This is a genomic window from Parviterribacter multiflagellatus (genome assembly GCF_056863265.1).
In genome coordinates this window covers 151,806-164,471 of the sequence record NZ_JBXPIZ010000001.1, presented here as the reverse complement: position 1 = coordinate 164,471, position 12,666 = coordinate 151,806, and the positions used below count along the sequence as shown (strand labels likewise).

Below are 12,666 nucleotides of genomic sequence, written 5' to 3'. Positions count from 1 at the left end.
GTTCATCGAACCCCCGAGTACCCTCCCTCGTGCGATGCCTGCCCTGCTCGACCAGCCCGCAACCCGCGACCTGGAGCTCACCACGATCCTCCAGGCCCTCGGCGACCCCATGCGCCTGCGCATCGTGCGCGAGCTCGCGGCCTGCGAGGACGGCGAGCGCACCTGCGGCTCGATCGACCTCGGCGTCTCCAAGGCCACCCGCTCCCACCACTTCCGGGTCCTGCGCGAGGCGGGTGTCACGCACACCCGCGTCGAGGGCACGCACCGCCACGTCTCCCTCCGCCGCACGGATCTCGACGAGCGCTTCCCGGGCCTCCTCGACGCGATCCTCTCGTAGCGGCTCGCGCTACGCCGGCGTGGCTTCGACCTGGCCGGACAACAGGGCGGTGAGCTCCGTGCGGGAGCGGAGGTCGAGCTTGCGGTAGATCTGGCCGAGGTGGTGCTCGACGGTCTTCGGGGAGACGAAGAGCGCCGCGGCCGCCTCCTTGTTCGTCGCGCCCTTGGCGACGATCATCGCGACCTGCAGCTCGTGGGGCGTGAGGACGTCCGCGACCGGGACCTCGCCGCGCGCCGAGGTGGCGCCCGAGGCGCGCAGCTCCGACCGCGCGCGCTCGGCCCACGGGCGCGCGCCCAGCCGCTCGAACGTCTCCAGCGCCGCGCGCAGCGGCGCCCGGGCCTCGGTGCGCTGACGGTCGCGGCGCAGGCGCTCGCCGAGCATCAGCTCCGTCCGCGCGCGCTCGAACGGGGTCGACGACGCGCCGTGCGCCGCGACGGCCTCCTGCAGCCCCGCGATCGCGTCCTTGCCGTCCTGCACGAGCGCCCGGCAGCGCAGCAGCTGCGCCTGGTGGACCGGCGGGTGCCCGTCCGTCACGAGCTCCTCCAGCCGCGCCAGCTCGGCCCGCGCGGCGGCACCGTCGCCCCCGCGCGCGTGCAGCTCCACCAGCTCGACCGTCGCGAACAGCTCGCACGGCGCGGGCATCCCGATCGCCACGATGTCCGCCCGCGCCCGCTCGTACTCGGCGATCGCGCCGTCGACGTCGTCGTCGCCCGCCGCCACCGCGCCGAGCGCCAGCCGGGCATACGGCCCGAAGACCGGCGTCTCGGTGCGCCGCGCGATCTCGAGCGACTGCTGCGCGTGCTCGCGCGCCTCGGTGAACTTCCCGAGCCCCGCCTCGATCTCGGCCATCATCTGGAGCGCGTAGGAGAGGTTGGACTCCTGCCCGGTCTCCAGCGACGCGCGCACCGCCTCCTCGGCGTCCGCGTACGCCGCCGTCCAGTGCCCGCGCCGGTAGCCGAGCTGCGAGCGGATCGTCAGCGGGTAGCAGAGCCGCGCCAGCGCGCCCTCGTTGCGCGCGACCTCGATCAGCCGGTCGAGGATCTTCTGGGAGCGGTCGAAGTCCTCCAGCCACATGAACGTGTGCGCGCCACCCGCGATCGCCTCGGTCACCCCGGGTGGCGGGTCCGCGTCGAGCAGGAACCCGACCCGCGCCTCGACCCGCTCCTTCGCCGTCCCCGAGTCCCCGAGCGCGAGCCGCGTGTGGGCGATGATGCAGTCCGCGACGCCCTCGATGATGTCGACGCCCGCGCCGAGCACCTTCGCGCGCTCGGCCCGCTCCAGCGCGTCCTCGCCGGGCCCGGTGAGCATCCGCCCGAGCGCCGCCTCCAGCAGCATCGCGGCGGCCAGCGGCGGGATCTCCTCCTCCACGTCGGCGGCGACCTCGGCCATCGCCTCGGCGCCCTCGCCCGGCCGCCCGGAGCGGATCAGCACGTGCGCGCGGATGCGCTGCAGCCCGGTTCGCACGAGCGGGTCGGCCTCGAGCGGGAGCGCCGCGTCCGCGTCCGCCTCGGCCTGCTCCAGCGCCCCGCACGCGACGTGGTCGATCGCCGCCTCCAGCAGCCGCCGCGCGCGCTCGGTCGACGCCGGCGTCAGCTCCGCCGCCCGCGCGAACGCCCGCGCCGCCGACGCGTGCCCGCCACGCCGCCGTGCGTCGTTGGCCGCGCCTTCCAGGTCGCGCGCGACCTCCTCGTCGGCCGCCGTGATCGCCGCCGCCAGGTGCCACGCGCGCGACGGCGCGCCCTCGGTGGCCGACTCGGCCAGCGCGCGGTGGGCGGCGCGCCGCTCGGGCGGCGAGGCCGCGTGGTAGGCGGCGGAGCGCAGCAGCGGGTGGCGGAACCGGATGCGCGCGCCGTCCAGCACTATCACGCCCGCGCCCTCGGCGGCGTCGAGCGCGTCGTCGGCGAGCCCCAGCGCTCGCAGCGCCGCGACGACGTGCGTGACGTCCTCACCGCCGTCGGCCGCCGCCGCGACCAGCAACGCCTGCTGCGCCTCGTCGGGCAGCCCGGCGAGCTGGCGGCGGAACGCGCCGTCGAGCGACATGCCCGCCGGCAGCACGGGCGGCAGCGCCTCGCGCCCGGACAGCTGCGCCTCGCTCAGCGCGCGCGGCAGTTCCACCAGCGCCAGCGGGTTGCCCGCCGCCGCGTTCACGAGGTCCGCCGCGACCGGCCCCGACACCGCGTCGCCGTGCTGGCGTCGCAGCAGGTCGGTCGCCTCCATCACCCCGAGCGCGCTGATGTGGAGCCGCTCGAGCCCCGCGAAGTCCGCCTCCGAGCGCGACGCACCGGGGGCGTGCTCGCGCGCGGCCAGCACCATCGCGATGCCCTCGTTCTGCAGCCGCCGCGCGGCGAAGACGATCGCCTCCACCGACGGCTGGTCGAGCCACTGCACGTCGTCGATCACCGCGAGCACCGGGCCGTCCTCGGCCGCCGCGCTCAGCAGGCCCAGCACCGCGGCCGGCACGGCGAACCGCGCCGGCGTGCCCGACGCCTCCAGCGCGAGCGCCTGCCCGAGCGCCGTCGCCTGCGCGGCGGGCAGCTGGGCACGGAGGTCGAGCAGCGGCGAGAGCAGGTCCCACAGCCCCGCGAACGGGATCTCGGACTCGGTCTCGATGCCTCGCGCGGACAGGATGCGCATGACGTCGGCGCCCTTGCCGTCGACGGCCAGCTCCTTCGCGTGCTCCAGCAGCGCCGTCTTGCCGATGCCGGGATCGCCGTGCAGGAGCAGAGCCCCGCTGCGGCCCTCCCGCGCCTGCAGGATGACCTGGGCGATCCGCTCTCTCTCGCGATCGCGCCCGATGAGCACGGCGGGCACCCTACTCACGCGTCACGAGCGCCGCCAGCTCGGTGCGCGAGCGAAGCTCCAGCTTGCGGTAGATCTGGCCCAGGTGGTGCTCGACCGTCTTCGGGCTGAGGAACAGCGCCGCCGCGGCCTCCTTGTTCGTCGCGCCCTTGGCGACCACCATCGCGACCTGCAGCTCGTGCGGCGTGAGCACCTCGGCGAGCGAGACCGGCTTCCCGCCCCAGCCCAGGCCCGCGCCGCGCAGCGCCTCCCGCGTCCGCTCGGCCCACCGCCGCGCGCCGAGCAGCTCGAACGTCTCCAGCGCCGCCTCCAGCTGCGGCTGCGCGGCCGCCCGCTCCTCCAGCGCCTGCCCGTACGCGAGCCGGGTCCGCGCGCGCTCGTACGGGTTCGACGACCGCTCGTGCAGCGCCAGCGCCTCCTCGAACCGCGCCGGCTGCTCCTCCGGCGGCGCCAGCAGCGCCCGGGCGCGCGCGAACTGCGCCTGCACCAGCGGCGGCTGCGCGCCGCTCAGGTACGGCTCCAGCCGCGCGAACGCCTCCCGCGCACCCGCCTCGTCGCCGGCGCGCAGGCACGCCTCGACGACGTCGGGCGACAGCACGTTCTGGCCGGGCATCGTGAACTGGATGCGCAGCGCGATGTCGGTCGCCGCCGCGTAGTGCTCGACCGCGTCGGCCGGCCGCCCCTCCGCCAGCGCGAGCATGCCGAGCCCGGTGTGGACGTACGGCGCGTACGCGCGGGTCTCGGTCTCCTCCAGCGTCCGCAGCGCCGCCGCGGCGTACCGCTTGGCCTCCTCGCCGTGGCCCAGCGCGCCCTCGATGTGGGTGCGGATCGCCAGCGCGTAGGCGAGCATCGTGTCCTGGCCGGTGTCGGTCGCGGCGCGGGCGGCCTCCTCGCTGTCGCCGCGCGCCTCCGCCCAGCGGCCGACGCGGAACGCGAGCTGGGAGCGGATCGCCAGCGGGTAGACCAGCTGCGCCAGGGCGCCGTCGGCGCGGGCGCGGTCGATGATCCGGTCGAGCAGCCGCGCGGCCCGTTCGTCCTGCTCCAGCCACATCGAGCCGTGCGCCGCCAGCGCGACGACGTCCCACGAGCCGGGTGGCGGCTCGATCTCCAGCAGCACCGGGACCGCCGCGCTGAGGTGCTCCTCGGCCTGCGCCGCCTCGCCGATCGCCATGTGCGCCTGGCCGAGCACCGCGTCGGCCAGGGCCTGCAGCGCGCGGTCCTCCCCCGCCAGCTCGCGGGCGCGCTCGGCCATCCAGATCGCGTCGCGGACGGGGCCGCTGGCGAGCTGGGCGAACCCGGCCTCCAGCAGCATCGCCGCGGCGGCGACGGGGATCACGGGCTCGAGCGACGCGGCGGCCTGGACCATCTCCGCGAGCCCCGTGTCGGGGCGGCCGGAGCGGATGCGGACCGACGCCCGGATGCGGTGCAGCAGCGCGGCGACCATCGCGTCGGCGGCCTTCAGCGCCAGGCCCTCCTCGCAGAGCGCCTCGGCGCGGTCGAGCTCGCCGGCGACCTGCGACTCCAGCGCGGCCTCCATCAGGCGGCGCGCGCGGTCGGTGAGGTCGGGGGTCAGCTCGGCGGCGCGCGCGAACGCCCGGGCGGCGGAGGAGTGCCCGCCGCGCCGGCGTGCGTCCCCGGCCGCGGCCTCGAGGAGCTTCGCGACCGGCTCGTCCGCCGCGGCGACGCCGGCGGCCAGGTGCCACGCGCGGGCGGGGGAGCGCTCGGGCGCGCCCTCGGCCAGCGCGCGGTGGGCCTGGCGGCGCGCGGGCGGCGACGCGAGGTGGTAGGCGGCGGCGCGCAGCAGCGGGTGGCGGAAGCGGACGCGGCCGGCCTCGACGTCGATGACGCCGTCGGCCTCGGCGGGGTCGAGCGCCTGCTCGGTCAGGCCCGCGAGCCGGTCGAGCGCGTCGAGGATCTGCGTCAGGTCCTCCTCGCGGCTGGCGGCGACGACGAGCAGCGCCTTGCGCGTGTCCTCGGGGAGGCTCGTGAGGCGGCGGCGGAACGCGGCGGCGACCGACTCGCCGGGCGGCATGACGGCGGGAAGCGCCTCGCTGCCGGTGAGCTGCCCGGGCGTGAGCGAGGACGGGACCTCCAGCAGCGCGAGCGGGTTGCCGGCCGCGGAGGCCACGAGGTCGGCCGCGACCGTGCCGCGGACCGTGCCACCGTGCGCCTCGCGCAGGAGCTCGAGCGCCTCGTCGTCGGTGAGCGGCGCGGGGCGCAGCACCTCCAAACCCGCGCTGTCGATGGCGCGCCGTGCGGCGGCCGTGGCCTCGTCGCGCGCGCCGATGATCAGCGCGACGCCCTCGTCGCGCAGGCGCCGGGCGGCGAAGACGATGGCCTCGATCGACGGCTGGTCGAGCCACTGCGCGTCGTCGACGAGCGCGAGCACCGGCCGGTCCTCCGCCGCGGTGCCGAGCAGGCCGAGCAGCGCCGCCGGGACGGCGAACCGCGCCGGCGTTCCCCCCTCTTCCAGCGCGAGCGCCTGCCCGAGCGCGGTCGCCTGCGCGTGCGGGAGGCGCTGGCGCAGCTCGAGCAGCGGCGCGACGAGGTCCGCGAGGCCGCTGAACGGCAGCTCGGACTCCGACTCGATGCCGCGGGCGACGAGCACGGTCAGGTCGCGGCGGCCGGCGGCCTCGCGCGCGTGCTCCAGCAGCGCGGTCTTGCCGATGCCCGGCTCGCCGGCGACCAGCAGGGCGCCGCTGTGGCCCTTCCTGGCCTGGTCGACGAGCCGGTCGATCCGCTCGAGGTCGGCCTGGCGCCCGATCAGCATCGGCGCCAGCCTACGCCCGCATCCCTCCGCGCGGGAGGCCCGCGCCCTCGCGCTGGAACGCGACCAGCAGCTCGTTCTCGTAGGTGGTGCGGCGGGCGGAGTCCTCCAGCTCGCGGAACATGCCCTTCAGGCGCTTGAGGCCGTCGACCGGGTGAGCGGCGATCTGGGTCGCCAGCTCGATCGCCTTCGCCTCCGCGTCGGCGACCGTGACGTTGTGGTGCAGGAACCCGATCCGCTCGGCCTCCTCAGCGCCGACCACGCGGCCGGTGAGGATCAGCTCCTTGGCCCTGCTGAGCCCGATCAGCGGGACCAGGCGCGCGGGCCCGACCGGGACGCCGAGCTTCGCGCCCGCCCACGCGAGCTTGAGGTTGTCGCCGCCCACCCGCAGGTCGCAGCCGGCCGCCAGCTCGGCGCCCGCCCCGACGACGTTGCCGACGCAGACCGCGACGGTGGGGAGCGGGAACGCCTCGACCGCGGCGTACATGCGCGCGAACAGCTCCATGCGGGCGACGCCGCCGGCCGCGTCGAGCTCCTCCCCGACGTCCGCGCCGGCGCACAGCGCGCGCTCGTTGGTCGTGGAGAAGACGACCGCGCGCAGATCGTCGTCGGCGCGCAGCTCCTCCAGGGCGGCCAGGAGCACCGTGAGGAGCTCGGTGTTCATCGCGTTGCGCTTGTCGGGCCGGTCGAGGCGCAGGACCTCGACGCCGCCCTCTCGGATACGCTGCAGGGGTGACACGACTCGGCATCCTGACGATCTTCACGACGCTCGCGCTCGCCGCTCCTGCCTTCGCGCACGACGGTGGCGAGGGCTGGTGGGGCGAGACCAACGACAGAGTGGTCACGAACGCCGGGTTCCTGATCATCGGCGGCCTGCCGCTGCTGATCTTCCTCCTGTCGTTGATCCAGTGGCGCCTCGACAAGCGCAAGGACGACCGCAAGCGCGCCGCGAAGGCCCGCAGCGGCTCGCCGAGCTGGCGCGGCGGCTGGTAGGAGCCCGCGCCTCACAACCGCTTCTGTCGACGCCCGCCCTGTGCGGGCGTCGCGCGTTGTAGCGTCCGCGCGCATGGTCCGGTACGAACGCCGCGGCGCGGCCGCGCTGCTCACCATCGACCGTCCGCAGCGGCGCAACGCCGTCGACGGGCCGACCGCCGCCGCGCTGCGGGAGCGGTACGAGAAGTTCGTCGCCGACGACGGCGCGCGGGTGCTCGTGCTGACCGGCGCGGGGGACGAGGCGTTCTGCGCGGGAGCGGACCTCAAGGCGCTCGACACGCTGGCTGGCCGGCTGGAGGATCCCGGTGGCCCGCTGGGGTTCACGCGGCTGACGTCACCCAAGCCGACGATCGCCGCGGTGGGCGGCTGGTGCGTCGCGGGCGGGATGGAGCTGGCCCTGTGGTGCGACCTGCGCGTGCTGAGCGCGTCCGCGCGGCTCGGCTTCACCGAGCGCCGCTGGGGCGTGCCGCTGATCGACGGCGGGACGCAGCGCCTGCCGCGGATCGTCGGCCAGGGCCGCGCGCTGGACCTGATCCTCTCCGGCCGCATCGTCGACGCCGACGAGGCGCTGCGCCTCGGACTCGCCACCGAGGTCGTGGCCGACGGCGCGCACGTCACGCGCGCGCTCGAGATCGCCGAGGGCCTCGCGGCCTTCCCCCAGGAGACGATGCTCGCCGACCGCGCGGCCGCCCTCGCCTCCTTCGGCCACCCCCTCGACGACGGCCTCGCGCTCGAGGCCCGCTCGGGCGCGGCGACGCTGGCGGTCGCGGCGGCCGGCGCGGCGCGCTTCGCGGGCGGCGAGGGCCGCGGCGGGGCGGGCGCGGGCGTCTAGCGCGCGACGCGAGAGAGCACGACCGCGTCCGCGCGGCGGCCGGCGAAGGCGAGGAAGGAGCGCAGGACGCCCTCCCGCTCGAAGCCTGCGGAGGCCAGGACACGCAGCGAGGGCGCGTTGTCCGGCTCGACCCACGCCTCCACCCGCGCGAGGCCGGCGCGCTCCAGCGCCCACGTCGAGAGGAGCGAGACCGCGGCCGTCGCGAAGCCCCGTCGCCGCGCCCGCTCGACCACCCAGTAGCCGATGCCGGCGACGCCCGGCTGCGGCCGGAGCAGCAGGACGCACGCGCCGACCGCGTCGCCGCTCCCCCGGTCGACGATCGCGAGGGAGAGCCCTTCGCCGGTGTCCGACCGGCTCCACTGCCGCCGCACGAACGCCTCCCCCTCCTCGATCGAGAAGACCTCCGGCACCGTCGTCCCCTCCGGGATGCGCGGGTCGCGCGAGGCCTCCTCGAGGCACGGGAGGTCGGCGTCGCTCCACCGCCGCAGCAGGACGGCGTCGTCGGCGAGGTCTGGCGCGGGGTACTCCACCGCTGCATCATCGCCGCTGCACAACTTCCCACTCGTCGCCCGCTTCGCGACGCGTGGGGCGTTCTGCCGCCCTACGCGGCACAACTTCCCACACCGTCGGCGCCCGCGGACGGTTGGGAAGTTGTGCCGCGCGCTAGCGGGTGCCGCGCAGGAGCGGGCGGGCGGCGAGCGCCAGCGCCGCCGCGACGACGAGCGCGAAGCCGAGGACCGCGGACTTCGGGGAGACCGACTGGAGCGCGACGCCGATCGCGATGACCGGGACCGAGAGGCCGACGTAGGCGGCGAGGAAGAACCCCGCGAGCGCCTCGGCGCGGCTCTCGGGCGGCGCGACCTGGGCGACCGTGGCGACCGAGCCCTTGAACAGGAGGCCCGCGCCGCCGCCGGTCAGCGCGCCGCCGAGCAGGAAGAGCGCGAGCGACGGGCTCGAGAGCCAGAGCGACACGACCGTCACCGCCAGGCCGAGGACGACGACGGCGAGGCCGAGCTGCACGGAGCGACGTGCGGCGGCGGCCATGAACGCGACCTGGAACGCGACGCCCGCCCCGAACATCACGAAGATCGTCGCGCCCGCCAGCGCGCGGGAGTGGTGGTCGAGCGGGCCGGCGAGCACGGTCGGCGCCAGCGCCGTGAACAGGCCGTTGGCGGCGAACGCGAAGAACCCGGCCACGGCGGCGGCGAAGTAGCGCGCGCGGTCGGCGTGCGGCACCGCGATCCGCTGCGGGCGGTACGCGGGGCGCGGGTCGGGGATCGGCGCGGTCTCGGGCGTCGCCGCGAGCATCAGCGCCGCGCCCACCAGGCCGGCGAGGAAGACGAGGTACGGCACGGTCAGCGGATCCGCGACCCACTCGGCCAGCGCGCCCGAGATCAGCGCGCCGAGCCCCAGGCCGCCGACGTTGACCGTCGTCGCGACGAGCTGCGCGCGGCGGCCGGAGGCGTCGGGCCGGTGCGCGGAGTGGAGCTCGGCCAGCCAGGCGGTCGCGGTCGCCGCGACCGCTCCGACGGAGAGCCCGTTGATGACGCGGGCGACGATGAGGCCCGGCAGGTCGCGCCAGGCGAGGAAGACGATCGCGCTGACGATGCTCACGCCGACCGCCGACAGCAGCACGCGCCGCCGACCGATCCAGTCCGACACGTGGCCGGCGAGGAACAGCGAGGTCGCGACGCCGACGGCGTAGGCCGCGTAGATGATCGTGATCGTGAACGTGCTGAACCCGTCGCGCTCCTGGTAGAGCGCGTAGAGCGGCGAGGGAGCGGTCGAGAACGCGCCGACGATGAGGAAGGTGAGGGCGACGAACCAGAAGCCGGCGGCGTGCTGGCGGGTCGTCGCGGCGGAGGAGGAAGGGAAGGCGGGGAAGGCGGCGGCGGACATCGTGCCTCCGACTATGCGACGGCGATCGATCTTCGACCACGCACACCACAGCTAGCGGCTATCACCGCTCGCGATAACCTCCGCGGAGCGATGGAGCTGCGGCAGCTCGAGGTGTTCGTGGCGGTGGCCGAGGAGGGCAGCTTCACACGCGCGGCGAGCCGGCTCCACGTCGTGCAGTCCGCGGTCTCCGCGACGGTGCGCAAGCTGGAGGGCGAGCTGGGCGTCACGCTGCTCGACCGCACGACCCACCGCGTCGGCCTCAGCCCCGCCGGCGAGCTGCTCCTCCCCGAGGCGCGCCGCACGCTGGAGGCCGCGGCGGGCGCCCGCGACGTCGCCGCGCAGCTCCGCGGCGGCCTGCGCGGCACGGTCCGCATCGGCACGATGCAGGCGCAGCGGACGCGGGAGGTCTCGCTCGCCGCGCTCCTGGCCGACTTCCGGGCCAAGCACCCCGGCGTGGACTTCGACGTCCGCCAGCGCGGCTCGCTCGACACCGCCCGGATGCTCCGCGACGGCCAGCTCGACCTCGGCCTCATCGGCCTGCCCGAGCGCGACGCGCCCGGCCTGGACCTCATCGTCCTCGCGCGTGAGGAGATGGCGCTCGCCTGCGCGCCCGCGCACCCGCTCGCCGCCCGGGAGGCCGTCGAGCTGCGCCACCTCGAAGGCGAGACCGTCGCCGACTCGCCGCCCGACTGGGGCACGCGCATCGCCGTCGACCGCGCGTTCGGCCTCGCCGGCATGCGCCGCACGGTCGCCTACGAGATCAACGACATCCCGAGCATCGTCGACTTCGTCCGGCATGGGCTGGCGGTCGCGATCCTCCCACCCAGCTTCGTCCACGCGACCGCGTCGGACATCGCGCTCGTCCCGATCCGCCGCCACGCGCCGACGTTCACCACGAGCGTCGCGACCGCCCGCGGGCGCCGCCTCCCAGCCGCTGCCGGTGCGCTGCGTGACGCGATTGCGGAGCGTGCTTCCCCGGGGATGTAGGTTTCGCTCGATTGTCCGGGAGAGGAGACCGATGGCGTATTTCGTGACGGGTGCGACGGGCTTCATCGGCCGGCATCTCGTGGAGGAGCTGCTGAAGCGCGACGGCGAGATCTTCGTGCTCGTCCGCGAGGGGTCGACCGACAAGCTCGACGCCCTGATCGAGCGGTGGGGCGAGAAGGCGCAGGGCCGCATCACGCCGGTCCCCGGCGACCTGTCCGAGCCCCTGCTGGGCGTCGACACCGCGCTGCTCACCAGCCGCATCGACCACGTCTTCCACCTCGCCGCGATCTACGACATGACCGCGAGCGACGAGCGCAACGAGCAGCTCAACGTCCAGGGCACGCGCCACGCGGTCGACTTCGCCAACGCGATCGAGGCCGGCCGCTTCCACCACGTCTCGTCGATCGCCGCCGCCGGCGAGCACCGCGGCCTGTTCCGCGAGGACCACTTCGACGAGGGCCAGAAGCTCCCGTCCGCGTACCACCGGACGAAGTTCGAGTCGGAGCGGATCGCGCGGGAGGAGCTCACGATCCCGTGGCGCGTCTACCGCCCCGCGATCGTCGTCGGCCACTCGCAGACCGGCGAGATGGACAAGATCGACGGGCCCTACTACTTCTTCAAGCTCTTCCAGAAGCTGCGCCACTGGCTGCCGCAGTGGATGCCGCTCGTCGCGCCGGAGCTCGGATACACGAACATCGTCCCGGTCGACTACGTCGCCAAGGCGATGGACCACATCGCCCACCAGCCCGACCTCGACGGGCAGGCGTTCCACCTCACCAACCCGCGGCGCCAGCGCAGCGGCGAGGTCATGAACATCTTCGCCCACGCCGGCCACGCGCCGCACCTGGCGCTGCGGATCGACAAGAAGCTGCTCGACATGCTCCCCAAGGGCGTGCTGTCGATGGCGATGCAGGCGCCGCCGGTGAAGGACGTGCGCCGCGCGCTGCTGGCCGACTTCGGGATCCCGGAGGAGATCATCGCCCACATCGCGCTGCGGCCGGAGTTCGACACACGCGACACCGAGCGTGCGCTGGCCGGCACCGGCATCGAGGTCCCGCCGCTGGAGGACTACGCCTGGCGGCTGTGGGACTACTGGGAGCGCCACCTCGATCCGGACCTGTTCCGCGACCGCTCGTTCGAGGGCGCGGTCAACGGCAAGCGCGTCGTCATCACCGGCGCGTCGTCGGGCATCGGCGAGGCGGCCGCGCTGAAGATCGCGCGCGCCGGCGGCATCCCGATCCTCGTCGCGCGCGGGCAGGAGAAGCTCGAGGAGCTCAAGACGCGCATCGAGGAGGAGGGCGGCACCGCGTACGCGTACAGCGCCGACCTCTCCGACATGGAGGCGATCGACGAGCTGGCCGAGCGCATCTTCGCCGACCACCCCGTCGTCGACATCCTCGTCAACAACGCGGGCCGCTCGATCCGCCGCAGCGTGAAGCTGTCCTACGACCGCTTCCACGACTACGAGCGGACGATGCAGCTGAACTACTTCGGCGCGATCCGCCTGACGATGCGGCTGCTCCCGCACATGCGCGAGCGCAAGTCGGGCCACGTCGTGAACATCAGCTCCATCGGCGCGCAGACGAACCCGCCGCGCTTCAGCGCGTACGTGGCGTCGAAGGCCGCGCTCGACGCGTGGACGCGCGTGGTGGCGTCCGAGACGATCGGCGACAACGTCCACTTCACGACGATCCACATGCAGCTCGTGCGGACGCCGATGATCGCGCCGACGAAGATCTACGACGCGTTCCCGACGATCACGCCGGACGAGGCGGGCGACCTCATCTGCGAGGCCATCCGCTCCAAGCCCAAGACGATCAACACGAAGCTCGGCACGTTCGGCGAGGTCGCCTACGCGCTCGCACCCAAGGCGGTCGACCAGATCCTCCACACCGCCTACAAGGTCTTCCCGGACTCCGCCGCGGCGTCGGGCAAGAAGGACCCGAACGAGAAGGCCTCGATGGAGCAGATCGCAATGGCGAACCTCATGAAGGGCGTGCACTGGTAGAACGGCCAGAGGGCTCAAGCGGCGGCGGACGGCGGCCGATGCGT

Annotated in this window: 10 protein-coding genes; 5 read left to right on the top strand and 5 right to left on the bottom strand. The window is 75.0% G+C overall.

Annotated elements, in window-relative coordinates:
* Positions 1 to 34 precede the first annotated feature (34 nt).
* Positions 35 to 337 (top strand): ArsR/SmtB family transcription factor, encoded by a 303-nt coding sequence (locus tag AC1UE5_RS00790; RefSeq protein WP_482920152.1) that lies wholly within the window; start codon positions 35 to 37, stop codon positions 335 to 337.
* Between the two features lie 9 nt (positions 338 to 346).
* Here the strand turns inward: AC1UE5_RS00790 and AC1UE5_RS00785 are convergent, their stop codons facing one another.
* The 3 genes from AC1UE5_RS00785 to AC1UE5_RS00775 are packed head-to-tail and all read right to left on the bottom strand — an operon-like array spanning position 347 to position 6,642.
* Positions 347 to 3,139, bottom strand: a complete 2,793-nt coding sequence (locus AC1UE5_RS00785; RefSeq protein ID WP_482920151.1) for a helix-turn-helix transcriptional regulator — start codon at positions 3,137 to 3,139, stop codon at positions 347 to 349.
* Between the two features lie 10 nt (positions 3,140 to 3,149).
* On the bottom strand, positions 3,150 to 5,906 hold the full coding sequence (locus AC1UE5_RS00780) for a helix-turn-helix transcriptional regulator (RefSeq protein WP_482920150.1): 2,757 nt from the start codon (positions 5,904 to 5,906) through the stop codon (positions 3,150 to 3,152).
* Between the two features lie 10 nt (positions 5,907 to 5,916).
* A complete protein-coding gene (locus AC1UE5_RS00775) occupies positions 5,917 to 6,642 on the bottom strand; it encodes an enoyl-CoA hydratase/isomerase family protein (protein WP_482920149.1) in 726 nt (241 codons plus the stop codon).
* On the opposite strand from AC1UE5_RS00775, the gene AC1UE5_RS00770 reads away from it, so the two are divergent.
* Both AC1UE5_RS00770 and AC1UE5_RS00765 read left to right on the top strand, forming a co-directional pair.
* Positions 6,636 to 6,896: a hypothetical protein gene (locus AC1UE5_RS00770; protein WP_482920148.1), complete on the top strand. Its 261-nt coding sequence runs from the start codon at positions 6,636 to 6,638 to the stop codon at positions 6,894 to 6,896. The genes AC1UE5_RS00775 and AC1UE5_RS00770 overlap by 7 nt on opposite strands.
* Positions 6,897 to 6,969: 73 nt before the next feature.
* Positions 6,970 to 7,728, top strand: coding sequence for a crotonase/enoyl-CoA hydratase family protein (locus tag AC1UE5_RS00765; RefSeq protein ID WP_482920147.1), 759 nt, complete (start codon positions 6,970 to 6,972; stop codon positions 7,726 to 7,728).
* On the opposite strand, the gene AC1UE5_RS00760 is transcribed toward AC1UE5_RS00765, so the two are convergent.
* Together AC1UE5_RS00760 and AC1UE5_RS00755 are read right to left on the bottom strand one after the other, a co-directional pair.
* The gene (locus AC1UE5_RS00760; RefSeq protein WP_482920146.1) at positions 7,725 to 8,258 is read right to left on the bottom strand and encodes a GNAT family N-acetyltransferase; all 534 of its coding nucleotides are present in this window, start codon (positions 8,256 to 8,258) and stop codon (positions 7,725 to 7,727) included. The genes AC1UE5_RS00765 and AC1UE5_RS00760 overlap by 4 nt on opposite strands.
* Before the next feature lie 133 nt (positions 8,259 to 8,391).
* Entirely contained in the window at positions 8,392 to 9,627 is a 1,236-nt protein-coding gene (locus AC1UE5_RS00755; RefSeq protein ID WP_482920145.1) for an MFS transporter, read from the bottom strand.
* 90 nt (positions 9,628 to 9,717) lie between these two features.
* On the opposite strand from AC1UE5_RS00755, the gene AC1UE5_RS00750 reads away from it, so the two are divergent.
* A complete protein-coding gene (locus AC1UE5_RS00750; protein WP_482920144.1) occupies positions 9,718 to 10,614 on the top strand; it encodes a LysR family transcriptional regulator in 897 nt (298 codons plus the stop codon).
* 31 nt (positions 10,615 to 10,645) lie between these two features.
* Positions 10,646 to 12,622, top strand: coding sequence for an SDR family oxidoreductase (locus tag AC1UE5_RS00745; protein WP_482920143.1), 1,977 nt, complete (start codon positions 10,646 to 10,648; stop codon positions 12,620 to 12,622).
* Positions 12,623 to 12,666 lie beyond the last annotated feature (44 nt).

Bases quoted from the DNA above. Each gene is read 5' to 3' on its own strand.
- AC1UE5_RS00750 (WP_482920144.1), top strand. From the start codon at position 9,718: ATGGAGCTGCGGCAGCTCGAGGTGTTCGTGGCGGTGGCCGAGGAGGGC.
- AC1UE5_RS00790 (WP_482920152.1), top strand. From the start codon at position 35: ATGCCTGCCCTGCTCGACCAGCCCGCAACCCGCGACCTGGAGCTCACC.
- AC1UE5_RS00780 (WP_482920150.1), bottom strand. From the start codon at position 5,906: ATGCTGATCGGGCGCCAGGCCGACCTCGAGCGGATCGACCGGCTCGTC.
- AC1UE5_RS00745 (WP_482920143.1), top strand. From the start codon at position 10,646: ATGGCGTATTTCGTGACGGGTGCGACGGGCTTCATCGGCCGGCATCTC.
- AC1UE5_RS00755 (WP_482920145.1), bottom strand. From the start codon at position 9,627: ATGTCCGCCGCCGCCTTCCCCGCCTTCCCTTCCTCCTCCGCCGCGACG.
- AC1UE5_RS00765 (WP_482920147.1), top strand. From the start codon at position 6,970: ATGGTCCGGTACGAACGCCGCGGCGCGGCCGCGCTGCTCACCATCGAC.